At 68.0% G+C, this 25,836-nt stretch carries 15 protein-coding genes; 11 read left to right on the forward strand and 4 right to left on the reverse strand.

The genetic code is table 11. The annotated features are described in order from the left end of the window. The first annotated feature begins 2 nt into the window (after window positions 1-2). Window positions 3-1,001: a DUF2332 domain-containing protein gene (locus ASE50_RS00560; protein WP_235512067.1), complete on the forward strand. Its 999-nt coding sequence runs from the start codon at window positions 3-5 to the stop codon at window positions 999-1,001. Here ASE50_RS00560 and ASE50_RS00565 read toward each other — a convergent pair. Continuing rightward, window positions 998-2,719 (reverse strand): acyl-CoA dehydrogenase, encoded by a 1,722-nt coding sequence (locus tag ASE50_RS00565; RefSeq protein ID WP_056394315.1) that lies wholly within the window; start codon window positions 2,717-2,719, stop codon window positions 998-1,000. The two genes, ASE50_RS00560 and ASE50_RS00565, sit on opposite strands and share 4 nt — an antisense overlap. 46 nt (window positions 2,720-2,765) lie before the next feature. Between ASE50_RS00565 and ASE50_RS00570 the strand changes: the two genes are divergently transcribed. From ASE50_RS00570 to ASE50_RS18065, 9 genes are all read left to right on the forward strand, one after another. Next, entirely contained in the window at window positions 2,766-3,722 is a 957-nt protein-coding gene (locus ASE50_RS00570; RefSeq protein ID WP_200909432.1) for an L-threonylcarbamoyladenylate synthase, read from the forward strand. Between the two features lie 112 nt (window positions 3,723-3,834). Beyond that, window positions 3,835-5,295 (forward strand): globin-coupled sensor protein, encoded by a 1,461-nt coding sequence (locus ASE50_RS00575; RefSeq protein WP_056394318.1) that lies wholly within the window; start codon window positions 3,835-3,837, stop codon window positions 5,293-5,295. A gap of 422 nt (window positions 5,296-5,717) precedes the next feature. Next, window positions 5,718-8,201 carry a circularly permuted type 2 ATP-grasp protein gene (locus ASE50_RS00580; RefSeq protein ID WP_056394321.1) on the forward strand — a complete coding sequence of 828 codons (2,484 nt, stop codon included), beginning with the start codon at window positions 5,718-5,720 and terminating at the stop codon, window positions 8,199-8,201. Continuing rightward, a complete protein-coding gene (locus tag ASE50_RS00585; protein ID WP_056395555.1) occupies window positions 8,201-9,085 on the forward strand; it encodes a transglutaminase family protein in 885 nt (294 codons plus the stop codon). Before ASE50_RS00580 ends, ASE50_RS00585 begins: the two co-directional genes overlap by 1 nt. A gap of 109 nt (window positions 9,086-9,194) precedes the next feature. Continuing rightward, on the forward strand, window positions 9,195-9,986 hold the full coding sequence (locus ASE50_RS18060; protein ID WP_082438703.1) for an ImuA family protein: 792 nt from the start codon (window positions 9,195-9,197) through the stop codon (window positions 9,984-9,986). Further along, complete coding sequence (locus tag ASE50_RS00590; protein ID WP_056394324.1) at window positions 9,871-11,427, forward strand: Y-family DNA polymerase; 1,557 nt, start codon at window positions 9,871-9,873, stop codon at window positions 11,425-11,427. The genes ASE50_RS18060 and ASE50_RS00590 overlap by 116 nt, the downstream gene beginning before the upstream one ends. A gap of 168 nt (window positions 11,428-11,595) precedes the next feature. Continuing rightward, window positions 11,596-14,919: an error-prone DNA polymerase gene (locus tag ASE50_RS00595; protein WP_056394328.1), complete on the forward strand. Its 3,324-nt coding sequence runs from the start codon at window positions 11,596-11,598 to the stop codon at window positions 14,917-14,919. Window positions 14,920-15,120: 201 nt separating this feature from the next. Continuing rightward, window positions 15,121-18,381 carry a PAS domain-containing hybrid sensor histidine kinase/response regulator gene (locus tag ASE50_RS00600; protein ID WP_056394331.1) on the forward strand — a complete coding sequence of 1,087 codons (3,261 nt, stop codon included), beginning with the start codon at window positions 15,121-15,123 and terminating at the stop codon, window positions 18,379-18,381. A gap of 698 nt (window positions 18,382-19,079) precedes the next feature. Continuing rightward, window positions 19,080-20,012: an aspartyl protease family protein gene (locus tag ASE50_RS18065; protein ID WP_156347239.1), complete on the forward strand. Its 933-nt coding sequence runs from the start codon at window positions 19,080-19,082 to the stop codon at window positions 20,010-20,012. A gap of 108 nt (window positions 20,013-20,120) precedes the next feature. Here the strand turns inward: ASE50_RS18065 and ASE50_RS00605 are convergent, their stop codons facing one another. Together ASE50_RS00605 and acs are read right to left on the reverse strand one after the other, a co-directional pair. Continuing rightward, the gene (locus ASE50_RS00605) at window positions 20,121-20,744 is read right to left on the reverse strand and encodes a response regulator transcription factor (protein WP_056394334.1); all 624 of its coding nucleotides are present in this window, start codon (window positions 20,742-20,744) and stop codon (window positions 20,121-20,123) included. Window positions 20,745-21,072: 328 nt separating this feature from the next. Then, window positions 21,073-23,007, reverse strand: coding sequence for an acetate--CoA ligase (acs, locus tag ASE50_RS00610; protein WP_056394338.1), 1,935 nt, complete (start codon window positions 23,005-23,007; stop codon window positions 21,073-21,075). A gap of 324 nt (window positions 23,008-23,331) precedes the next feature. Here acs and ASE50_RS00615 point away from each other — a divergent pair, with 324 nt between their 5' ends. Next, window positions 23,332-24,993 carry an MFS transporter gene (locus tag ASE50_RS00615; RefSeq protein ID WP_056394341.1) on the forward strand — a complete coding sequence of 554 codons (1,662 nt, stop codon included), beginning with the start codon at window positions 23,332-23,334 and terminating at the stop codon, window positions 24,991-24,993. Window positions 24,994-25,142: 149 nt separating this feature from the next. On the opposite strand, the gene ASE50_RS00620 is transcribed toward ASE50_RS00615, so the two are convergent. Further along, window positions 25,143-25,775 (reverse strand): hypothetical protein, encoded by a 633-nt coding sequence (locus ASE50_RS00620; RefSeq protein ID WP_056394344.1) that lies wholly within the window; start codon window positions 25,773-25,775, stop codon window positions 25,143-25,145. Window positions 25,776-25,836: the final 61 nt, after the last annotated feature.

The raw sequence follows: 25,836 nt of genomic DNA on the forward strand, positions 1-25,836 counted from the left end.
ACATGCCGGGTCCATTGGGGCAATATGCGCTGGTCGTTCGCGACCTGGGCTCGGCGTTCGTCGCGGCGGTACTGGGGGCGGGGGAGCGACAGCTGTCCCGCGCGCCCCTGACCGCGGCGCTGATCGCCGACTGGCCGGGCGATGCCGCGGCGGATGCGCTGGCGATGCGGTTCAACGGTGCGCTCCACGCGCTGGCGCGGCGGGGCGACGATCCGATGCTCGGCGCGCTCTATGCCACCCGGACCGGTGATTTCGATACGGTGATCGGCGACGCGATGGCGGCGGCGGACGGCTTCATCGCCGACTGGATGCAGCAGCCGCCGCAGACCAACGAGGTCGGGCGCGCCGGCGCGGTCATGGCGGCGCTGATGACACTGCGCGGATTGTACGACCTGCCGGTCGAGTTGCTCGAACTGGGCGCGAGTGCCGGGCTGAACCTCAATCTCGGCCATTATGCCTATGATCTGGGCGGGGTGCGGGTCGGGCGCAGCGATTCGCCGGTGCGGATCGCGCCCGAATGGTGCGGGTCCCCCCCGGTCGCGCGGCCGGTGGAGATCGTGGCGACGCGCGGCGTCGACCTGCGTCCGCTCGCCGCCGCCGATCATCAGGCGCGCGAACGGCTGATGGCCTATGTCTGGGCCGACGAACCCGAACGCGCCGAACGGCTGCGCCATGCGCTGGCGATCGCCAGCGACGTGCCGCCGCAGATCGCGTGCGACGACATCCTGCGCTGGCTGCCGGCCGAACTGGCCCGTCCGCCTGCAAATGGGATGTGCCGGGTCGTGATTCACACGATGGCGCTGCAATATTGCAGCCCGGCGACGCGGGCGGCGGTGACCGAGGCCATGGCGACCACCGACTATCCGCTGGCGCGCATCGGGTTCGAATGGACCGACGCCCGCGATGCGGTGCATCTGACGCTCACCACCTATCCCGACGGCATTGTCCGGCATCTGGCGACCTGTCATGCCTATGGCCACTGGATCGACTGGCACGGTTAGCCCGCCGCGAACTGCTCCGCGCTGAGGCTGTACAACCCGCCGGCACCCGCCATCGCCGCCATGCCGAGGCCACGCGCCTCCGGAACGATCCGGTCGAGGTAGAAGGTGACGGCGGCCCGCTTGCGCGCGGCGAAGTCGGCGTCGTCCACGCCGGCCAGCGCACGCCCCTGCCGCTCCAGCAGCCAACCGCTGACGCAGGTGGAGAGCATCGTCAGGAACGCATAGCTGCCCGCCAGCCGGTCGTCGACGCTGGCCTCCAGCATCCAGCGTGCCACTGCCTGCGTATCGCCGAGCAGGTCGCCGAGCGCGGCATGTTCAACGTCGCCGCGCATGTCGGCGAACAGCGCGTCGATCGCGGCACCGCCGTCGCCCGACAGCTTGCGCCCGACCAGATCGGCGGCCTGGATGCCGTTGGTCCCTTCGTAGATCGGGGTGATCCGCACATCGCGATAATGCTGTGCCGCGCCGGTTTCCTCGACATAGCCCATGCCGCCATGCACCTGCACGCCGAGGCTTGCGACCTCGCAACCGATATCGGTGCCGTGTGCCTTGGCCAGCGGCGTCACTAGATCGAGCCGTGCCTTCGCGCCGACGATGCCCAGCGTCGCGCCATCGACCTGTCCCGCCGCATAATAGACCAGCGCCCGCCCCGCCATGGTCTGCGCGGTCATCCGCAACAGCATCCGCCGCACATCGGGATGCTCGATGATCGCGACCGGCGCGCCGCCCGACGAGGCCCGCGCCGACTGGACGCGATCGCGGGCATAGGCGACGGCGCGCTGGGTCGCCGCCTCCGCCACCTGCACCCCCTGCAGACCGACATTGAGGCGGGCGTTGTTCATCATCGTGAACATCGCGCGCATCCCCGCGCCCTCCGCGCCGATCAGTTCGCCGATGCAATCGCCGGTATCGCCGAACGACAGCACGCAGGTGGGCGAGGCGTGCAGCCCCATCTTGTGTTCGATCGACACCACGCGGATATCGTTCGGCTCCCCCGGATGGCCATCGGCGTCGAGCCGGAATTTGGGCACGAGGAACAGCGAGATTCCGCGGGTCCCCGCCGGCGCGCCGGGCGTGCGGGCCAGCACCAGATGGACGATGTTATCGGCCATGTCGTGGTCGCCGAACGAGATATAGATTTTGGTGCCGCGAATCCGCCAGTTGCCGTCGCCGACCGGATCGGCGCGCGTCGTCAGCGCGCCGACGTCCGATCCGGCCTGCGGCTCGGTCAGGTTCATCGTGCCGGTCCATTCGCCGGTCGCCAGTTTCGGCAGATAGCGCGCCTGTTGGTCGGCGCTGCCGTGATGGGTCAGCGCCTCGATCGCGCCGACCGTCAGCGTTGGGGCCAGCGCGAAGCCGAGATTGGCGGTGCCGAGCGTCTCCAGCACGGCGGTCGCGACCGCGAACGGCATCGCCTGCCCCCCGACATCGGCGGGCGACCCGATCGTGCCCCAGCCACCCGCGACATAGGCCTGATAGGCGGCGCGATAGCCGTCGGGCATCACCACCCCGTCGGGGGTCCAGCGCGCGCCGACGGTGTCGCCGATCCGGTCGAGCGGCCGCCATTCGCCGGCGGCGAATTCGCCGATCCCGGTCAGGATCGCATCGAGCATGTCGGGGGTCGCATCGGCAAATCGCGCGTCGGCGGCCAGTTCCTCGATCCCGGCGGCATGGGTCAGCACGAAACGCTGTTCGGCGGTGGCGGGGATCAGCTCCATTTGCCCTCTCTCGATTACGTGTTTTTGCCGGTATAGCGCCCAAATCATGACCGCTTCAAACGCCCGCATCGCCACCGTCACCTTACCGTACGGCATCGCGGCGATCGACGCGGCGGCGGCGGTGATCGCCGACGGCGGCTGCGTCGCGGTACCGACCGAGACGGTCTATGGCCTCGCCGCCGACGCGACCGATTCGCACGCGGTCGCCGGCATCTATGCCGCAAAGGGGCGGCCGGGCTTCAACCCGCTGATCGTCCATGTGCCGACGATGGCGGCCGCGCAGGCGCTGGCGGTGTTCGACGACCATGCGCTGCGGTTGGCCCGGGCGCTCTGGCCGGGACCGCTGACGCTGGTGCTGCCGATGCGCGACGGGGCGGGGATCGCCGCGCTGGTCACCGCCGGACTGCCGACCGTCGCGATCCGGGTGCCGGCGCATGATGCGATGCAGGCGTTGCTCGAAAGGACCGGGCGGCCGCTCGCTGCGCCCTCGGCGAATGCCAGCGGATCGATCAGCCCGACCCGTGCCGACCATGTGCTGCGCAGTCTGAACGGGCGCATCCCGCTGGTCATCGATGGCGGAGCGACGCTGCGCGGCATCGAATCGACGATCATCGCCTGTGTCGGCGGGCAGGTTCGCGAATTGCGCCCCGGCCCGGTGACGCGCGCCGCGGTCGCCGACCTGCTGGCCATGCCGATCGGCGGGGCGGGGGCGGAGATCGAGGCACCGGGACAACTCGCCAGCCATTATGCCCCGTCGAAGCCGGTCCGGCTGAACGCGACCGATCGTCGGTCCGGCGAATGGCTGATCGGTTTCGGTCCGGTCGCGGGCGACGATACGCTGTCGGCGAGCGGCGATCCGGTCGAGGCGGCGGCGCGGTTGTTCGACCTGCTGCACATTGCCGATGCGTCGACGGCGAGGGAAATCGCGGTCGCGCCGATTCGGGACGACGGACTGGGTGCCGCGATCAACGACCGGCTGCGCCGTGCCGCGACACCGGTGTGAGATTCGTCGAGAAATCTTAGAATTACCGGGACTTGGGCAACCTATCGGGATTTCAGGCTACGCGACGTTAACCTTCGATCGTTAGCTGTTTCGGTACGGGAGGGTACCGACAGTGAGCGCAACCGACGAGATCGACTTCGACAAGAGACTGGCCGCCTTTGCCTATGACGAACGCAGTTACGGTGCGTTCCCCAGGGTCAAACGTGCGATCGAACGGCATGCGCCCGCTGCGCTGACCGGCCTGTACCGGCACATCGCGGCGACGCCGTCGATCCGTGTCATGTTCCAGTCGCAGGCCCGGATGGACCATGCCCGCGACAAGCAGCTCGAACATTGGCGCAAGCTGTTTTCGGGACCGATCAACCGCGACTATGCCGCCGCCGCATCGAACATCGGGCAGGTCCATGCCCGGATCGGGCTGGCACCGACCTGGTATATCAGCGGCTATGCGCGGATGCTGGAGCATGTCCTGCCGCGACTGGTGCTGGGACCGATCGGCTGGCCGTTCGGGGCGCGGGCGCGCGCCCGGGCGGCGACCGCGCTGGTCAAGGCGTCGCTGATCGACATGGACATCGCGCTTGCCGCCTATTTCGAGGCGGAGCAGGCCGGACGGCGGGCCGTCATCGAACGCTGCGGCGTCGCGTTCGACCGGATGGCGCAGGGGGATCTGACCGTATCGCTGAGCGGACTGCCGCGCGAATATCAGGCGCTGGCCGACAGTTTCGAAGCGATGCGCCAGCAGATGTGCGAGACGCTGGGCATGGTCACCCGGTCGGGCGAGCAGATCCGCATCGGAACGGGCAATATCCGTCAGGCGTCCGACGACCTGTCGCAGCGTACCGAACAGCAGGCGGCGAGCCTTGAGGAAACCGCTGCGGCGATGGACCAGATCGTCAGCACCGTTCGCGAAACCGCCGAAGGCGCGTCGCGCGCCGATCGCATCGTCGGCGAGGCGCGGGGCGAAGCGGAGGAATCGGGCAAGATCGTCCGCCGCGCGGTCGACGCCATGGGCGGTATCCAGCGGTCGTCGGCCGAAATCAGCGAGATCATCAGCGTCATCGATGGCATCTCGTTCCAGACGAACCTGCTGGCGCTGAACGCCGGTGTCGAGGCGGCACGGGCGGGGGAGGCGGGCAAGGGCTTTGCCGTCGTCGCATCCGAAGTCCGCGCGCTGGCGCTGCGTTCGGCCGAAGCGGCCAAGGACGTGAAGACCCGCATCCTCGCATCGTCCGAACAGGTCGATGTCGGCGTCGATCTGGTCAATGCGACGGGGCAGGCGCTGCAACGGATCATCGGGCGAATCGGGGAGATCAGCAGCCTCGTCTCCGGCATCGCCACCTCGGCCTCGCAACAGTCGACGGGCTTGCAGCAGGTCAATACCGCCGTCTCCGAAATGGACAATGTGACCCAGCGCAACGCCGCGATGGTCGAACAGGCCACCGCCGACGCCCGCGCACTGGCGCAGGAGGCCGAGGTGCTGGCGAACGAGGTGGCCCGGTTCCGGCTCACCGGTCCGGGCGAGAGCGGCACCAACGAAGTCCATCGGATGCAGCAGCGGCTGGCGGCGGCGTAAAGCCGGAGCGGCTCCCTCCGTGAAAGGGAGGGGGCGGGGGTGGGTTGGCCCGTTAGCGAGCGTGGCTTTCTCCAAGGCCGATCGACATTCAGCGATACCCACGGAATTTCGTCATTCCCGCGCAGGCGGGAATCCATAGACGCCGAGGGCTTGGCTGGATCCGCGACGCTGGCGTCTATGGACTCCCGCCTGCGTGGGAGTGACGAACAGGGATCGAACGCTATTCCTGCGTCCAGCGAACTGAATGTCGATCCCGCCTGACAGCCCGACCGCCTCCATCCTCTCCCTTCCAGGGAGGGGAGGAAGAGGTCCGTCGATCACCTGATGCACGGAGAAACCCTTCGCATCCGCACCCATCCCCGCAAACCGGTTGCACCCGCGCCGCCCGCGTGCTTGGGAATGGTGGGGATTTGGGAAACGCTATGGCCAGCAGCGCGATCAACGGACGGTTCGATGCCGGCGCGACGAGTGGGCGCTGGCTGGACGAATATCGCGCCCGCGCGCCGCACGGCGACATGCTGTCCGCCGCCACCGATGGCGACCGCGCGGCATGGGAGGTCGCGTTCGAGGAACTGGCCGGGCTGCCGGGCAGTACCCTCGCCGCCGCGCGCGAACGGGCGCAGCGCCATGCCGACGATATCGGCACCGCCTATCGCGCGGCGGGTGAGAGCGAGGAACGCCGCTGGCCGCTGTCGCCGGTCCCGCTGCTGATCGGTGCCGACGAATGGCGGACCATCGCCGAGGGGATGGCGGAACGCGCCGACCTGTTCGAAAGCGTGATCGCCGATATCCATGGCGATCAGCAGCTGGTCGCCGACGGTATCTTGCCGGCGATGCTGGTCACCGGATCGCCGCTGTTCCTGCGGCCAATGGTCGGGGTCGTGCCGCCGGGCGGGCATCAGCTGCATTTCGTCGCCGCCGATCTGTGTCGTGGCCCCGATGGGTGCTGGCGGGTGCTGGCCGATCATGTCCGCGTGCCGGTGGGGGCGGGCTATGCGCTCGAAAACCGGCTGGCGATGGGGCGGACGCTGGGCGGGCTGCCGTCGCGACTCAACATCGAACGCCATGCGCCTTTCTTCGCGGCGATGCGGGCGGGGATCGCCGCTGCCTGTCGCCGGGCCGAACCGCGAATCGGACTGCTGACGTCGGGCAAGCTCAATCCAAGCTATCCCGAACAGGCGCATCTGGCGCGGTACCTCGGGTTCCTGCTGGTCGAGGGGGCCGATCTGGCGGTGCGCGACGACCAGCTCTATGTCCGCACGATCGCCGGCCTGAAACGCATCGACGCGCTGTGGCGGCGGATCGATCCGCGGCTGATCGACCCGCTGGCGTTCGATGCCAATTCGACGATCGGCGTGCCCGGCCTGATCGACGCGATGGCGGCGGGCAATGTCGTGATCGCCAATGCGCCGGGGGTGGGCGTGCTCGAATCGCCGGCCTTCGCCGCGTTCCTGCCGGCACTGGGCGAAAGGCTGCTGGGACGGGCACCGCGTCTGTCGTCGATCGGAACGTGGTGGTGCGGGCGCGCGGCGGACCGCGATCACGTGCTGTCCTCGCTCGACCAGCTGGTGGTCGGACCCGCCTTTGCCGGGACGACCCCCGAACTGGCGGGGCCGGTACTTGGTGCCTCGCTCGACGCCGATGCCCGCGCGCGGCTGGCGGCGGCGATGGTGCTGCGTCCGCAGGATTATGTGGGGCAAGAAGTTGCCGAACTCTCGACCATGCCGACCGCGTGCGGGGAAGGGCTGCAGCCGCGCCCCTTCTCGCTGCGGGTCTTTGCCGCGCGTGGTGCCGATGGCCGCTGGGTGGTGCTGCCCGGCGGGTTCGTCCGCATCGGCGACCAGCCCGATGCCCGCGCGGCGGTGATGGGCGAGGGGTCGTGGTCGGCGGACGTGATCGTCCACGGCCCCGATCCGGTCGCGCCGGTGTCGCTGCTGCAACGTGCCGACAGCGTCGAACTGCGCCGCAATCCCGGCACGCTGCCCAGCCGGGTCGCCGACAATCTGTTCTGGCTGGGCCGGTATCTGGAGCGGGGCGAGGCGTTGCTGGGCGTCATCCGCGTGCTGTTCGGCCATTCGATCTCGGCCGATACCGGCGCGGCGCTGGCCCCGGAAACCGTCGAGCGGCTGGTGAAGATCATCGCCGACACCGGTGCCGCCGCGCCGCCGCCCAGCCACCGCCGCCGCGATCTGGTCGATTTCGGGCGCGAGGCGATGGAGTCGGTCGACAGCTGGGGCAGCGTCCGCGCGATCAACCGCATGGCGACCGGTATCGGCGGCGTCTCGCGCGACCGGTTGTCGGTGGACATGGTGCGCCTGCTCGATGCGCCGCATCCGACCACGGGCACGCTGCTCGACCGTGCGGGCACGTTGCAGCGTCGCTATGCCGCGCTGGCCGGGCTGTCGGCCGAACATATGGGGCGGACCGATGCGTGGCGGTTCCACGATCTGGGCCGGCGGATCGAACGGGCGATGGCGACGACGCGAACGCTGCTGGCCGTCGATCTGCGCCGGGCGAGTGCCGAGGATTTGTCGACGCTGCTGGACCTTGCCGACAGCCAGATCAGCTATCGCCAGCGCTATCTGATCGGCTTTGCGCGGGTGCCGGTGATCGACCTGATCGCGCTCGACCCCGGCAATCCGCGCGGGATCGCGTTTCAGGTGGATACGATCGTCCAGCATCTGTGCAAGCTGCCAGTCCTGAACGATGCCGGCATCGCCGAACCGCAACAACGCATCGCGGCCCGGTTGACCGCCGGCATCGCCATGGGCTCCGCCAACCGCCTCGACCGCGGCTGGGTTTTGGAAATAAATCAGCAATTGCAATTACTTTCGGATGCGATCGCCACCCGCTATTTCCTGCAGGGTGCGCAGGCGTTGCGCGAAGCCGGGTTGACCCTCGCATGATGCGCTATGCCATCCGCCACATCACGCGCTTCGATTATGCCGAGGCGGCAGGGTTCGCGCGCTGCAACCTGCGGCTGCGGCCGATCCTGTGGTCGGGCCAGGAACTGGAGGACTATGCGCTGCTGGTCGAACCGGGCGGTCGGACCGCCCCGGCACGCGCGCAGGCGGGGCTGGCCAACGTCACCCGGCTGGAAGTCGATCGCCCCGAACGCACGCTGACGATCGAGAGCCGGGCGACGGTTCGCGTCGAGCGACCGATCCCGTTCGCATCGCCGGGCGACCCGACGCTGGCCGAGATCCGCACGCTGGCGGCCGGGGTGAACGATGCCGGCCCGGCCAGTCCGGTGAGCTATCTGTTCCCCTCCGCGCACGTTCCGATCGTGCCCGACATCGCGGCATGGTGTGCCGAGGACCTGTCCGACGATCGCGGTATCCTCGACGCGGCGATCGCGCTTGCCCGGCGTATCCAGCGCGACTTTGCCTTCGATCCGACCGCGACGCTGGTCGATACGCCACCCGCCGAAGCCTTCGCCAAGCGCGGCGGGGTGTGTCAGGATTTCGCCCAGATCATGCTGTCGGGCCTGCGCGGCGCCGGGCTGCCTGCGGCCTATTGCTCGGGCTATCTGCGCACGCTGCCCCCGCCGGGGCAGGAGCGGCTGGTCGGGGCCGATGCGACCCATGCGTGGGTGCTGGTATGGGCCGGGCCGGTGCTCGGCTGGGTCGGGGTCGATCCGACCAACGGCATCTGGATGGCGGAGGATCATGTCGTCATGGCGATCGGTCGCGACTATGCCGACATCGCGCCGATCGACGGCGTGGTGCTGGGGTCGGGCGCGCAGACGATGCACGTGTCGGTCGACGTCGAGCCTCTGCCGGTCGGGTAACCAAGTACCCGCGAACATGCCAAGAAAACCCTTTTACGTGGCACCTTCGTCAACATCGTGCCCAACCGGATTGACGACTCCATAGCGGTTGGGGGATATAGAACAAATCATGAACGCAGAGTCGCCCATCCTGTCCGCGCTGAAGCGTCAAGTCGCCGCCATGGAGCGGCGCGCGCCGACGGGCAAGGCGGTGCGAGTCGCGACCGGGCATGGCGATATCGACGCCGCGCTGGACGGTGGAGTCGCGCGCGGGCGGCTGCACGAGATATTCGCGGTTGAGGCAGGCGATGCCGGCAGCGCCACCGGTTTTGCGGGCATGCTGTCGATCCGGCTGGGCGGCGGCATCGTCTGGCTGCGCGAGGAATCGGCGGTACGCGGCGGCGGGCACCTGCATGCGCCGGGCCTGGTCGAGATCGGGCTGGACCCGGCGCGGCTGCTGCTGGGGTTGCTGCCCGACGCGCTGTCGGTCCTGCGCGCCGCCGCCGATGTCGTGCGCTGTGCCGGAGTCGGGGTGGCGGTGATCGAATTGCACCGCGATCCCAAGGTGCTCGACCTGACCGCCAGCCGCCGCCTCGCGCTGGCGGCGGAGGAAAGCGGGGTGGCGGCGCTGTTGCTGCGCATCGCGGCGACGCCGGTGGCGAGTGCCGCCGATACCCGCTGGGCGGTGCGGTCGTGCGCGTCGCAACCCTTGCCCGCCAACGCGCCGGGCCACCCGACCTTCGACCTCGAATTATTGCGTCAGCGCGGCCGGGGTGCCGATGGCCGCTGGCAAGTGGAGTGGAACCGTGAGCAAGCCGTCTTCACCAGCCCGACCCAGCGGTCGGCGCCATCTGGCGCTGTGGTGGCCGTTCCTGCCCGCCGACCGGCTGCTGCGCCAATCCCCCTGCGCCGTACCGGATGATGCGCCGTTCGTCTGTGTCGAAATGGTGCGCGGCGCACTGCGCATCGCCTCGGTCGATCGTCAGGCACTGGACAAGGGGATCGCCCCCGGCATGGCGCTGGCCGATGCGCGGGCACAACTGCCCGAACTGGCGGTGGTCGATGCCGATCCGTTCGCCGATCATGGCTGGCTGGAGCGGATCGCCGATGCCTGCGACCGGTTCACGCCGCTGGTCGCCCTCGATGGCGGTGACGGGGTGACGCTCGACATCACCGGCTGTGCGCATCTGTTCGGTGGCGAAGGCGCGCTGGTCGCCGAGGTCGAGGCGCGGCTTGCCCGGTTCGGCGCGCTGCGCCACGCGCTGGCCGACACGCCCGATGCGGCGCAGGCACTGGCCCGGTTCCAGAGCGCACCGGCGGCGAGCGAGGCGGCGGCGATCCGGCGGCTGGGGGTGGCGGCGCTCAGGCTGGACGACGAGATCGCGGTCGCGCTGCGCCGAGCGGGCCTGCGCACCATCGGCGATCTGGCCAGCCGCCCGACCGCGCCGATCGCGGCACGTTTCGGCGAGGAGACGGTGGCGGCGCTGGCCCGGTTGCTGGGCGATGCCGATCAGCGGCTGCGGCCGCGCCGGGCGTTGCCGGCGTTGTTTTTCGAACGGCGCTTCGTCGAACCGATCGCGCGCGATGCCGATGTGCTGGCGACGATCGGCGAACTCGCGGCGCAGGCGGAGGCGGAACTGACCGCGCGCGACCGCGGCGGGCGGCGTTTTGCGGTACGGCTCTACCGGGCCGATGGCGCGCTGCGCGATCTGGCGGTCGAAAGCGGACTTCCCTTGCGCGATCCGCCGTCGATCGTGCGGCTGTTCCACGAACGGATCGATGCACTGGCCGACCCGATCGATCCGGGGTTCGGTTTCGACATGATCCGCATGAGCGTTCCCGCGCTCGAACCGCTGGCACCCACGCAATTGCAGCTGGAGGGCGGTACGGTCAGCGAGGAGGCGATGGCGGCGCTGGTCGACCGGCTGACCACCCGGCTGGGGCGCGGGCGGATCGCACGGGTCTGTCCGGGCGACAGCCATCTGCCCGAACAGGGGGTGCTGACAATGCCGGCGATCGATACGCCGGCCCCGATCACATGGGACACGCCCGAAATCGGCGAGCCGCCGCTGCGTCCGATCCACCTGTTCGACCCGCCGCAGCGGATCGAGGTGATGGCCGAAGTTCCCGACGGCCCGCCGCACCGCTTTCGTTGGCGGCGGGTGCTGCACGACGTGATCCGTTTCGAAGGGCCGGAGCGGATCGCGGCGCAGTGGTGGCGGCGTGGACAGGCGAAGGTACGGACGCGCGACTATTACCGGGTCGAGGATGTGCGCGGGCGGCGGTACTGGATTTTCCGGCACGGGTTGTACGATCGCGAGACGCCCGATCCGCTGTGGTATGTGCACGGGGTATTCGCGTGAGCGGGTGTCTCGCCGCCCTTCGTCCTCTCTTCGTCATCCCGGCGCAGGCCGGGATCCAAGGTTCCGCAAGCGCCGAAGCCATCGGATATGCGGGCCGGTGGATCCCGGCCTGCGCCGGGATGACGAAGATAGGGGCGGAGTGTCATTCCTCGTCCGTCACCCCGTGACATGCCCTTCGCCGAACTGATCGCTGCGACGCATTTCTCGTTCCTGCGCGGGGCGTCGCCGCCGTCCGACATGGTGGCGCAGGCGAACGAGCTGAAGATGGCCGGGATCGGGATTGCCGATCGCAACACCGTGGCGGGGGTGGTGCAGGCGCATCTAGCGCTGAAGAAAGCGAAGGACAAACGGTGCGAGGCGGGGCTGCCTGACTATCCCTTCGACCTCGTCGTCGGTGCGCGGCTGGTGTTCGCCGACGGCACGCCGGACATCGTCGCCTATCCCATCGACCGGGCAGCATGGGGACGGCTGACGCGGTTGCTCAGCGGCGGTAATCTCAAGGCGAAGAAGGGCGACTGTCACCTCGAACTGGCCGACCTGTTGGAATGGCAGGAGGGATTGCTGCTGATCGTCACCGCGCCCGATGGCGCGCTGCTGGCGCGGCTGCGCGATGCCTGTCCGGGGCGGGTCTGGCTGGCGGCCACGATGCCGCGCGGCGGGCGCGACCGGCGGCGGCTTGCCGGCCGGATCGCGCTGGCAGCACAGATTGGCGTGCCGCTGCTGGCGACCAACGATGCGCTGTACGCAACGCATGAACAACGCCCGTTGCATGACGTGCTGACCTGTATTCGCGAAGGAACGACGATCGCCGCTGCCGGCAAGCGCTTGGCCGCCAATGCCGAACGCCACCTGAAATCCCCCGAAGAGATGGTCCGGCTGTTCCGTGATTGTCCGGAGGCGGTCGCGGAAAGCATCACGCTGCTCAAGCGCATCACCTTTCGCCTGACCGACCTGAAATATGAATATCCGCACGAACCGGTGCCGGACGGTTGGGCGGCACAGGACTGGCTGGAGCATCTGGCGACGACCGCCGCGCACGAACGGTACGGTCCCGATCTGCCCGATGGCGTGCGGCGGCGGCTGGACGAGGAATTCGCGCTGATCCGTCAGCAGCAATATGCCCATTATTTCCTGACCGTCCACGACCTCGTCCGGTTCGCGCGCAGCTGCGACCCGCCGATATTATGTCAGGGGCGCGGATCGGCGGCCAATTCGATCGTGTGCTTCCTGCTGGGCGTGACCTCGGTCGATCCGAGCGAGCACGATCTGCTCTTCTCGCGCTTCGTGTCCGAGGAGCGCGACGAACCGCCCGACATCGACGTCGATTTCGAACATGAACGGCGCGAGGAGGTGATCCAGTATATCTACCGCCGCTATGGCCGCGAGCGGGCCGGCATCGCCGCGACCGTCATCCATTACCGGCCGAGAAGCGCGGTGGGGGAGGTCGGCAAGGTGCTGGGCCTGACCCGCGACGTGACGCAGCGGCTGGGCAGTACCGTATGGGGCAGTTTCGCCGGGCAGATGGAGGCGCGGCGCTATACCAGTGCCGGGTTCGACATCGACAATCCCGACATCGCGCAGCTGCGCTGGCTGGTCGACCAGATCCTCGAATTTCCCCGGCACCTGTCGCAGCATGTCGGTGGGTTCGTGCTGACGCAGGGGCGGCTCGACGAAATGGTGCCGATCCACAACGGCGCGATGGAGGGGCGGACCTTCATCGAATGGGACAAGGACGATATCGACGCGCTGGGGCTGATGAAGGTCGATGTGCTGGCGCTCGGCATGCTGACCTGCATCCGCAAGGCGTTCGACCTGCTCCGGCAGCATGGGTTGGGCGATCACGACCTGACCGTCGACCTGAAGGCCGATGACGAGGACGTTTATGCCATGCTGCACCGGGGCGACAGCGTGGGCGTGTTCCAGGTCGAGAGTCGCGCGCAGATGAACATGCTGCCGCGGTTGAAGCCGATCAGTCTCTACGACCTGTCGGTGCAGGTCGCGATCGTGCGACCGGGGCCGATCGAGGGGGACATGGTCCATCCCTATCTGCGGCGGCGGTCGGGGGTGGAAGCGGTGACCTATCCGTCGCCCAAGCCGCCACACGATCCGGACGAACTGCGCATCCTGCTCGGGCGGACGTACGGCGTGCCGCTGTTCCAGGAACAGGTGATGAAGCTGGCGATCACCGCTGCCGAATTCACCCCGAACGAGGCGAATGCGCTGCGCCGCGCGATGGCGACCTTTCGCAATCCGGGCACGATCGACCGGCTGCGCGACAAGCTGATCTTGGGCATGACCCGGCGCGGGTACGAACCCGATTTCGCCGAACGCTGTTTCCGCCAGATCGAGGGGTTCGGCAGCTATGGCTTTCCCGAAAGCCATGCGCTGTCGTTCGCGCGGCTGGTCTATGTGTCGTCGTGGATCAAATGCCATCATCCGGCGGTGTTCGCCTGTGCGCTGCTCAATTCGCAGCCGATGGGGTTCTATGCCCCGGCGCAGATCGTCCGCGACGCGCGCGACCATGCGGTCGAGGTGCGCGGTATCGATGTGAATGTCAGCGATTGGGACAACAAGCTGGAGGGATGTGCCTATGATCGTCACCCCGGACTTGATCCGGGGTCCCGCTTTCCTGCCGGTGCCGCAAAAGAAGCAGGACCCCGGGGCAAGCCCGGGGTGACGAAGGAAGGGATGCGTCTCGCCCTCCGGCTGGGGTTTCGGCAGATGGACGGGTTTCGCGAACGCTGGGCCGAGGCGATCGCCGAGACGCGGCCGTTCGCCAGCGTCGAGGAACTGGCGCGGCGGGCGCGGTTGCCGCAGCGCGCGCTGCGACTGCTGGCCGATGCCGATGCGTTCCGGTCGATCGGGTTCGACCGGCGCGAGGCATTGTGGGAGGTGCGGCGCACGCCCGATGCCGAATTGCCGCTGTTCGCCCATGCCCGCGCCGCCGAGCTGGGCGCGGAGCCCGACATGGCGCTGCCAGCGATGCCCGCGGTCGAGCATGTCGTGACCGATTACCAGACGCTCCGCCTGTCGCTGCAAGGGCATCCGATGCAGTTCCTGCGCGTGCCGTTGCAACGCATGGGGGTAACCAGCTGCGCCGATATCATGGCGGCGAAGGCGGGGGCGAAGGTCGTCGCGGCGGGCCTCGTCCTCGTCCGGCAACGACCGGGCAAGGGCAATGCGATCTTCGTCACGCTGGAGGACGAGGGCGGCATCACCAATGTCGTGCTGTGGGCGCGGCTGTTCGAGGCGTATCGGCGCGAGGTGATGGGTGCGCGGCTGATGCTGGTCGAGGGTGAGGTGCAGCGTACCCGCGAAGGCATCGTCCACCTGATGGGTTCGCGGGTCCATGACCGCAGCGACCTGCTCGACATGCTGGGCGAGACACCGCCGCCGGTGCCGTCGTCGCGTGGCGACGAAGCGGTCCGCCCGGTCGCCTCGCGCCATCCGCGCGACGTGCGGCTGGTGCCCAAGTCGCGCGATTTTCACTGACAGCCTGTCCCTGCCGCGCGTAGGACGGCGATCAGGATTTCCTCGTCACCCCGGGCTCGACCCGGGGTCCCGCTTCTTCTCTACGGTGGCAAAGAAGCGGGACCCCGGGTCGAGCCCGGGGTGACGGAAAAGGCGACGGTTGCGCTTCAACGGCTTGCCGTGGGAGTTCTCAGGTCGATCGCTGCAGGCGGGAGGGTCGGCATGAACGGATTGCTGCTGTTCGCGGTCGCGATCGGATATGCCGCATCGCTGTTCGCGGTGGCATGGGCTGCGCGCCGGCGCGGATGGACGCCGCGCGACCGGCGGCTCGTCTATACGCTCGGGCTGGCGGTCTATTGCAGCAGCTGGACGTTCAACGGCGCGGTCGGCAGCGCCGTCGCCGATGGCTGGGCGTATCTGCCGATCTATCTGGGGCCGATCCTGATCTTTGTGGTGGGCGGGCGGTTGCTGGTGCGGATGGTCGCGGCGGTGCAGGCCGATGGCGCGACGTCGATCGCCGACTTCATCGGGTCGCGCTTCTCGCGCAGTCGGGGGGTGGCGGCGCTGGTCACGCTGATCGCGCTGACCGGCACCATTCCCTATGTCGCGCTGCAATTGCGGTCGGTCGCGACCAGCTATGCCGCGCTGGCGGGGATGGCGGACGTCACGCGGCCGGTCGTCGTCACGGCGCTGGTGCTGGCAGGCTTCGCCATCGCGTTCGGACCGCGCGGCGATGCCGAGCCGCGCGCCGAATCCGGGCTGCTGGCGGCGGTCGCGATCGAATCGGTGGTCAAGCTGGCGGCATTCGCCGGCGTAGCGCTGTTCGCGATGCTGCTGGTCGCGAAGGCGGCACCCGATGCGCGCAGCGCCGGACTGGCACGGCTGTCGGCAGGGTTTGCGTGGGCACCCGACGCCGCCGATTTCGTCGTCGCGACGCTGCTGGCCGCCGCCGCGATGCTGTGTCTGCCGCGCCAGTTCCAAGTGACGGTGGTCGCCGCGACCGAACCGGCCGATCCATGGCGCGCGCGCTGGCCGTTCGCCGCCTATTTGATGCTGACCGCGTTGCTGGTGCTGCCGATCACGCTGGCGGCGCTGGTGCAGGGCGGGATGGCGCGCCCCGATCTGCTGGTCATCGCGATGCCGCTGGCGGCGGGGGTGCCGGCGGTGGCGCTGCTCGGTTTTCTGGGCGGGTTTTCGGCGGCGACGGCGATGGTCGTGGTCGAGACGGTGGCGCTGGCGACGATGGTGTCGAACGACCTGATCGCGCCGCTGCTGCTGCGCAGCCCGCGCCTTGCCGCCGCCGAGCATCTCGGGCGGACCCTGGCATGGGTGCGGCGGGGGGTGATCGCCGGGATCATCGGCGTGGCGACCGCCTGTGCGCTGCTGATCCCGCTGACCCGCGGGCTGGCCGCGATCGGGCTGGTCGCGTTCGCGGCGATGGCGCAGTTCGCGCCGGCGCTGCTGCTGGCGATCGCGCGCGGCGGTCGCGATCCGCTGGCGGCGAAGGCGGGGCTGACGACCGGGCTGATCGGTTGGACGGTCCTGCTGTTCTTCCCGACGCTGACCGGCGCGCCGTTGCCGGTGTCGGGGGTGCCGGGACTGGGGCCGCTGTCGGCGGCGGCGGTGGCGACGCTGGCGGCGAACGTGATCGTCCATGCCATCGTCGCGTTGTCGCGGGCACCGCGCCTGCCCTTCGCCCGTGACGAGCGGGTGCCGCCGGTACGCGATCTGGGTGAACTGACCCGGCTGGTCGCGCGCTTCGTGGGCGAGGAGCGGGCGGTCGCCGAACTGGGCCAGGGCAGCCATGTCGACGCCCGCGCCGCGCGCCGTGCCGAACGGCTGGTGGCGCAGGTGGTCGGGGTGTCGTCGTCGCGGCGGCTGATCGCATCGGCGCTGTCGGGCGCGGCGTTGCGGGCCGAAGACGTCGCGCGGATGCTGGATGAAAGCGGGCAGAGCCTGCAATTCTCGAAAGGGCTGCTGGCGGCGACGCTGGAACACATCGATCCGGGCGTCAGCGTGGTCGATGCCGAACTGAACCTCGTCGCGTGGAATCAGCGCTATCTCGACCTGTTCGGCTTTCCGCCGGGCATGATCCGGGTCGGTGCGCCGATCGCCGATGCGATCGCGTTCAATGCCGTGCGCGGCGACTGTGGCCCCGGCGAGGTCGACGACCATGTCGCCCGGCGGCTGGCGCATATGCGGCGCGGCACGCGGCATAGTTTCGAACGGGTGCGCGACGACGGACGGGTGCTCAAGACCATCGGCGGGCCGATGCCGGGTGGCGGCTATGTCATGTGCTTTTCGGACATCACCGTCGAGGCGCAGGCGCTGCGCGCGGTGGAGACGGCGCGGGCCGAGCTGGAAGCGCGGGTCGCGGAGCGGACACGGGCGCTGACCCATGCCAACGCGGCGCTGGCGCGGGCGACCGCCGACAAGACGCGGTTCCTCGCCGCCGCCAGCCACGACCTGTTGCAGCCGCTCCATGCCGCGCGGCTGTTCACCGCGGCGCTGGCGCGCGGCGCGGACGATCGGGCGAGGCCGCTGGTCGAGCGGATCGACCAGTCGATCGCGGCGGCGGACCAGTTGCTGCGCGCGCTGCTCGACATATCGAAGCTGGATGCCGGCGGGATCGTGCCGGTGCCGACGCGGTTTGCGGTGCACGGGTTGCTGGGCGAGCTGGTCGACGGCTTTGTCGATCAGGCCGGGGCCAAGGGGCTGACGCTGCGGCTGGGGCCGGGCGATGCGGTGGTCGAGACCGACCCGGTGCTGCTGCGTTCGATCGTACAGAATCTGCTGGGCAATGCGGTGCGCTATACGGCGCGGGGCGGCGTGGTGATCGGGGTGCGGCGGCGTGGTGACATGGTGCGGATCGAGGTCGTCGATAGCGGACCGGGGATCGCGCAGAGCGACCGGGCGCGCGTGTTCCGCGAGTTCGAGCGGCTGGCCAATGCCGAGGATGCCGGGCTGGGGCTGGGCCTTGCCATCGTCGCGCGGACGGCGGCGTTGCTGGGGGCGGCGGTGACGCTCGACAGCCGGATGGGGCGGGGGAGCCGCTTTGCGGTGACGCTGCCGATGGCGGCGGGTGCGGTGGCAACCGCGCCGGTGCGGGCGGTGGCGCAGGCGGTGCGGCCGATCGAATGCCTGATCGTCGACGACGATGCCGGGGTGCGGCGGGGGATGGCGGCGCTGGCCACCAGCCGGGGGCATGGCGTGCGGGTGGCGGTTACGGTCGAGGAGGCGCTGGCGCAAGCGGAGGGTGTGGCGGTGGCGTTCGTCGACCATGATCTGGGCGGGGCGGTCGACGGGCTGGCGCTGATCGCGATGCTGCGGGAGGAGGTGCCGGGGTTGCGGGCGGCGCTGGTTACGGCGGATGCCGGGCGCGCGCTGGCCGAGCGGGCGCGGACGGCGGGGGTGGCGGTGTTGCTGAAGCCGTTGTCGGGGGAAGCGTTCGACGCGTGGCTGGCCGCGCCGGGCAAGGCGTAGCAAGGCTACGCCGAGCCAAAAGGTGCGGCCGGCCGACGGCGCGAAAAGCGCCGTCCGACGACGCGGGCTTTGCCCGTGGCCAGTCCTGAAACCCGCGGAAAACCGCCAAAGGTCACGAAAGTCACACTCGCCACGCTTTGCGCCATGTCGCGTTTCGATGGTGTCGTGCGCGGCAGGTTGCAGCGGGCAGGAAAACCCAAGGAAAACCGCCAAAGGTCACGAAGGTCACATTCGCCACGCTTTGCGCTGCGTCGCGCATCGGTGGCGTGGTGTGCAGTAGGTTGCAGCGGGGAGAAAGAGCCGGAGGTGAGGGTGGCAGAGGATGCGGCTGTAGGAAAGGGACGGGAGGATGGTTGGCGGTCGCCATCTTCGGAGCAGTGATCGGCGAGTGAGATCGGTATTCCTGCGGCTCCCGTCGTTCCCGTTTCGCCATGGTGGCATGGTGGTTTCGGGAATTTTGAATCGGAAACAGATTTCGGGAAAACGACACCCGCAGGCGTCCGTCAACGCGATCGGTGCGGCCGGATTCTCGCCACAGCTTCCCAAACGGTAAAGGACTTGCCGTCAGACATACGGCAAGTGTCTCACACTCAAGCCCTTGCTTTGACTGGCATTGTCGAGGCCGTGCTACACAGCCCTTGCTTCACAAGTGCGAGAGCGCAACAATATGCCGATCGATTACAGAAGGGGAGGAGTTTTTGCGTATTAACGTACTTGCCTCATTGGTAGCGCTGTCCTCAGCGGCTAGTCTTCAGGCACAGGCTCCAGTTCAGCAAGCCACTTCACCCCGTAACCCCTCGGTTTCCCACTTTGAGCATACCGTTAACATATTGCCGGTTCAGCAATCAGCACCGACGCCGTTCCATAGTTTCAAGGGTATTATTTTACTTGAGGTCAAAATAAACGGGCGGGCCGGTTGGGCCATGCTCGACAATGGTTTCGCGCACACCGTAATCGACCTCGGTTTTGCCAAGACTGCCGGTTTAAAGATCGGACCTGTCGTAAACAATATTGATCTTGGCCCAGTATCGGCTTCGGAACGGCTTGTTGAGGGTATGAGGATTGATGTGCCAGGTCAGCTCATACTGTCTGGGGCGGCTATGTCAGTTGATCTAAAGTCATTTTCGAATACCGTAGGTCATCCAATTGATGCCGTTATCGGAGGAGACTATCTCGACAAACTTTGCGTATTAGTCGCATTTAGTAACAAGACACTCATTTTCGCGAAAACTGGAGACATAACTCCGAAGGGCCGGGCTGCGATTATTCCATTGGAAAGTGGGGCTCAATTGACGGCCGAGGTCAACGGCAAGCCCGTGATTCTGTCTATCGACTTGGGTTTCAATGGTGTCGTACAGCTTAAGGAAGAAGCGTGGAAAAGGGTGATCCCATCCGGGTCGCCAAAAAATGAGGGCATGATAAGTTCTGCTGATGGGGTCCTACGTCCAAGCCGATCCGTACAAGACGCCACTCTAAAGGTCGGTCAGATCAGCGCCGATGGCGTTGGTGTTGCTGTTGGTGACCGTATTGCTACAGGCGCAGACGGCCTCTTGGGAACCGGATTTCTCGGTAAATTCGATTTCATCCTTGATGTTGGAGCAAGTCGGCTTGTTGCAATACCCTTTGGCTAGTTGCGGATAGGCCAATCGAGCAATCGCAAAATTCCCGTTTCTCGATCCCAAGGAGAACGCCTCGGCTGTCTCGCGTGCCGTTTGTTTTCGACAACCCGTTCGCCGACCCTATCCCGCCACCTCCAGCCCGAGTGCCCGCGCTGCTACGGCCGCCTGTGTGCGGTTGCCGACGTCGAGCTTGCGCAGCACGGCGGTCATGTGGACCTTCACCGTGGCTTCGGCCATGCCGAGCTCGTGGGCGATCTGTTTGTTGAGGCGGCCGGCGAGAACGCCGAGCAGGACGCGTAACTGGGTCGGGGTGAGCGCGGCGACGCGGGCGGCGATGTCGTCCTGCGGGCCGTCGTCGGGTGCCATGCGGTCGCCGGACAGGGCGGCGGCGATGGCGTTTTCGATCTGCTCGAGCGGGGCGTCCTTGCCGACGAAGCCGACCGCGCCGAAGCGCGCGACCTGTGCGTAGGCGACGGTCCGGTCGGCGCCGGAGATGACGAGGATCGGGACGGCGGGTGCCTCGGCATGGAGCAGCGCCACGCCGCTATAGCCGACCGCGCCGGGCATGTTCAGGTCGAGCAGGACGAGGGCGAGGTCGCCTGCGTCGCGGACCGCCTGTACTGCGCGGTCGAGCGAGCCGGCTTCGAGGATGCGGGCGTCGGGGCGGACCTGCGTGACGGCGAGGGTCAGGGCCTGCCGGAACAGCGGGTGGTCGTCGGCGATGAGGATGGTGGGGGCGGTCATCACATCCTTTCGGGTCGTCGTGCCGTCACCCTCACCCTTCCCACCCGGCTGCGCCGGGCGGGTCCCTTTCCTGTCCCAGTGGGAGAGGGAGGGAGCGGCAACGCCGCGGAAGGGGCAGGGTGATTCTAGGCGGGATCGACATTCAGTTTGCTGGGCGCAGGAATAGCGTTCGATCCCCTTTCGTCACTCCCGCGCAGGCGGCAGTCCTTATACGCCAGCGTCGCGGATCGAGCCAAACCGTCGGCGTTTATAGATTCCCGCCTGCGCGGGAATGACGAAATTTCGTGGTTATCGCTGAATGTCGATCGGTTCTAGGGTACTTCGATCCTCATGCCGGCCGGATACGCTCTGCGACCAGCGTGTCGACGACACTCGGATCGGCGAGCGTCGAGGTGTCGCCGAGGTTGGACGTGTCGTTCTCGGCGATCTTGCGCAGGATGCGGCGCATGATCTTGCCCGAGCGGGTCTTGGGCAGGCCCGGCGCGAATTGCAGCGCGTCGGGAGTGGCGACAGGGCCGATTTCCTGCCGGACCCATGTCCGCAGTTCGGCGCGCAGGTCGTCGGACGGTTCCTCGCCCGAATTCAGCGTGACATAGGCGTAGATGCCCTGGCCTTTGATGTCGTGGGGCATGCCGACGACCGCGGCTTCGGCAACTTTTTGATGCGCGACGAGGGCGCTTTCGACTTCGGCGGTGCCCATGCGGTGGCCGCTGACGTTGATGACGTCGTCGACGCGGCCGGTGATCCAGTAATAGCCGTCGTCATCGCGGCGCACGCCGTCGCCGGTGAAGTATTTGCCGGGATAGGTGGTGAAATAGGTCTGGAAGAAGCGGTCGTGATCGCCCCACACCGTCCGCATCTGTCCGGGCCAGCTATCGGCGATGCATAGATTACCTTGCGCTGCACCGTCGAGCACCTTGCCCTCGGCATCGACGATCACCGGCTGCACGCCGGGCAGCGGTTTGGTCGCGCTGCCGGGTTTCAGGTCGGTGGCGTAGGGGAGCGGCGAGATGAGGATGCCGCCGGTCTCGGTCTGCCACCAGGTATCGACGATCGGGCAGCGGCGGTCGCCGACGACGCGGTGATACCAGTCCCATGCCTCCGGATTGATCGGTTCGCCGACGCTGCCGAGCAGGCGCAGCGACTGGCGGCTGGATTTGGTGACCCAGCTGTCGCCCTCGCGCATCAGCGCGCGGATCGCGGTGGGGGCGGTGTAGAAGATGTTGACGCCCAGCCGGTCGATCGTTTCCCAGAAGCGGCCATGGTCGGGATAGTTGGGCACGCCGTCGAACATGACCGTGGTCGCGCCGTTCGAGAGGGGACCATAGACGACATAGCTGTGGCCGGTGACCCAGCCGATATCGGCGGTGCACCAGAAGACCTCGCCGTCGCGATAGTCGAACACGTCGCGGAAGGTGGCGTGCGCCCATACCAGATAGCCGCCGGTGGTGTGGAGCACGCCCTTGGGCTTGCCGGTCGAGCCACTGGTGTAGAGGATGAACAGCGGGTCTTCGGCGTCCATCGGTTCGGGCGGGCAGTCAGGCGAGGCGTCGGGCAGCAGGTCGTGCAGCCAGTGGTCGCGGCCCGCGACCATCGGTACGTCGGCACCGCTGCGGCGAATGACGATGACGGTCTCGACGCCGGGGGCGTTGGCCAGTGCCTTGTCGACATTGGCCTTCAGCGGGATGCGCTTGCCGCCGCGACAGCCTTCGTCGGCGGTGATGACCAGCTTGCTGTCGCAATCGACGATGCGGTTGGCGAGGCTGTCGGGGCTGAAACCGCCGAACACGATCGAATGGATCGCGCCGATGCGGGTGCAGGCGAGCATCGCCGCCGCCGCTTCGGCCATCATCGGCAGATACAGGGTGACGCGGTCGCCCTTCTTCACGCCCTTTGATTTCAGGACGTTGGCGAAGCAGCAGACCTGTTGGTGGAGTTCGCGATAGGTGACGTTGCGCGTCTCACCCGGTTCGTCGCCTTCCCAGAGGATCGCGGTCTGATCGCCGCGGGTGGCGAGATGGCGGTCGAGGCAGTTGACCGAGACGTTGGTCTGGCCATCGGCGAACCAGCGGATGCGGAAATCGACTTCGTCGAACGAGGTGTCCTTGACCTCGGTATAGGGCCGCGACCAGTCGATGCAGGTGCCGCCCTCGCGCCAATAGCTTTCGGGATCGGCGACCGACGCGGCGTAGCGCGCTTCGTACTCGGTCGCGTCCACGCGCGCGGCATCGTCGTGCGGGGCGGGGTGAATCGTCTGGGTCATGTCTCTCTCCTATGCCCTTGATCCGTGGTCGAGGGGGCGGGCGTCAACCCGTATACCGCTACGACCAAGGTCGTACTGGCCGCCATGGCCCGTGCAGATGACACTGGCGCGGCAGGGAGATGCGGCGAACGATCGCGCCCCGGCACCGGGTTGGTTTCCTCCTTACTCCCCTCCTTGGATAAGGGAGGGGCGGGGGCGGGTGGGCCCGCGAGGGAGGGGTGGGCGCGCTACAACGGGCCTACCCACCCCCAGCCCCTCCTTTGTCAGGGAGGGGAGTGAAACGCGTGGATCGGACAACGGTCGGGCAAAAGAGAGGATGCCGCCATGGCGGGAACAAGGACGGCCGGGGCGACCCCCAAGGGCCAGAACGAGAAGCTGGTGATCGCCGCGTCGTCGCTGGGCACCGTGTTCGAATGGTATGATTTCTACCTGTACGGGTTGCTGGCGACGTACATCTCCAAACAGTTCTTCTCGGGCGTGAACGAGACGACGGGGTTCATTCTCGCGCTCGGCGCCTTTGCCGCCGGTTTCGCGGTGCGGCCGTTCGGGGCGCTGGTGTTCGGGCGGATCGGCGATCTGGTCGGGCGCAAGAACACGTTTCTGGTGACGATGGGGATCATGGGCCTGTCGACCTTCGCGGTCGGCCTGCTGCCCTCCTATGCCAGTATCGGTGTCGCGGCACCGGTGATCCTCGTCGCGCTGCGCATCCTTCAGGGGTTGGCGCTGGGCGGCGAATATGGCGGCGCGGCGACCTATGTCGCGGAGCACGCGCCCGACGGGAAGCGGGGGCTCTACACCAGCTTTATCCAGACGACGGCGACGATGGGGCTGTTCGCGGCGCTGCTGGTCGTGATCGGGTTCCGGACATTGCTGGGCGAGGAGACGTTCGGCGGGTTCGGGTGGCGGTTGCCGTTCCTCGTGTCGATCCTGCTGCTGGCCGTATCGATGTGGATCCGGTTGCAATTGTCGGAAAGCCCGGTGTTCCTGAAGATGAAGGAAGAGGGCAAGACGTCGAAGGCCCCGCTGACCGAGGCGTTCCTGCGCTGGCCGAACCTGAAGCTGGTGCTGATCGCGCTGTTCGGCGCGGCGATGGGGCAGGCGGTGGTGTGGTACACCGGGCAATTCTATGTCCTGTTCTTCCTCGAAAAGATGATGAAGGTCGACGGCGCGACGGTGAACGTGCTGCTGGCGATCTCGCTGGCGCTGGGGACACCGTTCTTCGTGTTCTTCGGCTGGCTGTCGGACAAGATCGGGCGGAAATGGATCATCATGGCCGGCTGCGCGCTGGCGGCGCTGACCTATTTCCCGCTGTTCGGGGCGCTGACCAACGCCGCCAATCCGGCACTGGCGGCGGCGCAGGCGGCGTCGCCGGTGCGCGTCACCGCGCATGACGATGATTGTTCGGTGCAGTTCGATCCGATCGGCCGCAACAAGTTCGACGCGAAAAGCTGTGACATCGCCAAATCCTATCTGGCGAAGAACGGCATCAGCTACACCAATGTCGAGGCACCGGCCGGCACGATCGCCAGCGTGGCAGTAGGCAACCGGATGCTGGTCGCCCCCAATCCGGCGGAGGTGGCCGGGCCGGCGCGGGCGGCGGCGATCACCGCCTATCAGGGCGAGGTCGCAGCGGCGCTGGCGGAGGCCGGCTATCCGGCAAAGGCCGATCCGGCAGCGATCGACAAGCCGCTGGTGATCCTGATCCTGTGGTTCATGGTGCTGCTGGTGACCATGGTTTATGGCCCGATCGCGGCGTTGCTGGTCGAACTGTTCCCCAGCCGCATCCGCTATACGTCGATGTCGCTGCCCTATCATATCGGCAATGGCTGGTTCGGCGGGTTCCTGCCGACCACGGCCTTCGCAATGGTCGCGGCGACCGGGGATATCTATTACGGCCTCTGGTATCCGGTGGTGCTGGCGGTGGTGACGCTGGTGCTGGGCGTGCTGTTCCTGCCGGAGACGTTCCGGCGGAATATCCGGGATTAGAGCGGTCGTTGAAGCAGGTGCGCCCCCCGCGCACGCGGGGGCCAGAGCCAGGCATGACCACCGCCTGTGCCCGGGACCCTGTACCCCCGCCTGCGCAGGGGTACGCTTGGGGTTTGCGGCGGGGGCCGGAGCTGGTCAGGGCACCGGGGTTAGCGGGTCGGGCGGACCGTTGCGTTGGGCAGCGGCGGCGTTGCTGTCGGTGCCGTGCCTGCCGCCGGGGGCGGCGGGAGCTGGCCGTTGGCCGGGGGCGGCGGCGGGGCTGCGCCGTCGGCGGGCGGGGGCGGGGGCATTGCGCCGGGGACACAGGGAGCGCCCGGTCCGCCGGGGCCACCCGGACCACCCGGACCACCGGGACCGCGTGCGCCCTCGGGGCCGTGCTTCGGGCCGTGGCCGGGACGCGGCGGGGGTGGGCCGACCGGAGTGACCTTGCCATTCGCGTCGACCAGATAGGAGGCGCGGAGCTGACCGTTGTCGTAGCGACCCTGCACCTGCACCGGTGCGCCCTTCGTCACCGAGGCGTCGCGCCCGGCGTCGACCATCGTCCGGCCGGTGCCGTCCTGTACCACGAAGCGGTCGCCGAAGACTTCGGCGACGCGGCCCTTGACCGTGACGACGCCGTTGCCGCGCGCCAGTTTCGCGACCGGGGTGGCGATAGTCGGGGCCATTTCGACCGCCGGCCGGGTCAGCGACACCGCGCTCGCCCCGCCCGCCGCGCCGATGGCGAGGCCGATCGCCACGCCCAGACCCAGCTTGCCCGGACCGCCGAGAGAAAATTTCGCCATGTGTTTCGCTCCATTCGTTGTTCGATGAAGCCGTTCTAGCGATTCGCCCCCTCGCCACGCT

It is taken from the genome of Sphingomonas sp. Leaf5 (genome assembly GCF_001421155.1).
Lineage (GTDB): Bacteria > Pseudomonadota > Alphaproteobacteria > Sphingomonadales > Sphingomonadaceae > Sphingomonas.

Bases quoted from the DNA above. Each gene is read 5' to 3' on its own strand.
- ASE50_RS00580 (WP_056394321.1), top strand. From the start codon at position 5,718: ATGGCCAGCAGCGCGATCAACGGACGGTTCGATGCCGGCGCGACGAGT.
- ASE50_RS00615 (WP_056394341.1), top strand. From the start codon at position 23,332: ATGGCGGGAACAAGGACGGCCGGGGCGACCCCCAAGGGCCAGAACGAG.
- ASE50_RS00600 (WP_056394331.1), top strand. From the start codon at position 15,121: ATGAACGGATTGCTGCTGTTCGCGGTCGCGATCGGATATGCCGCATCG.
- ASE50_RS00565 (WP_056394315.1), bottom strand. From the start codon at position 2,719: ATGGAGCTGATCCCCGCCACCGCCGAACAGCGTTTCGTGCTGACCCAT.
- ASE50_RS00560 (WP_235512067.1), top strand. From the start codon at position 3: ATGCCGGGTCCATTGGGGCAATATGCGCTGGTCGTTCGCGACCTGGGC.
- ASE50_RS00620 (WP_056394344.1), bottom strand. From the start codon at position 25,775: ATGGCGAAATTTTCTCTCGGCGGTCCGGGCAAGCTGGGTCTGGGCGTG.
- ASE50_RS00570 (WP_200909432.1), top strand. From the start codon at position 2,766: ATGACCGCTTCAAACGCCCGCATCGCCACCGTCACCTTACCGTACGGC.
- acs (WP_056394338.1), bottom strand. From the start codon at position 23,007: ATGACCCAGACGATTCACCCCGCCCCGCACGACGATGCCGCGCGCGTG.
- ASE50_RS00585 (WP_056395555.1), top strand. From the start codon at position 8,201: ATGCGCTATGCCATCCGCCACATCACGCGCTTCGATTATGCCGAGGCG.
- ASE50_RS00595 (WP_056394328.1), top strand. From the start codon at position 11,596: ATGCCCTTCGCCGAACTGATCGCTGCGACGCATTTCTCGTTCCTGCGC.
- ASE50_RS00605 (WP_056394334.1), bottom strand. From the start codon at position 20,744: ATGACCGCCCCCACCATCCTCATCGCCGACGACCACCCGCTGTTCCGG.
- ASE50_RS18060 (WP_082438703.1), top strand. From the start codon at position 9,195: ATGAACGCAGAGTCGCCCATCCTGTCCGCGCTGAAGCGTCAAGTCGCC.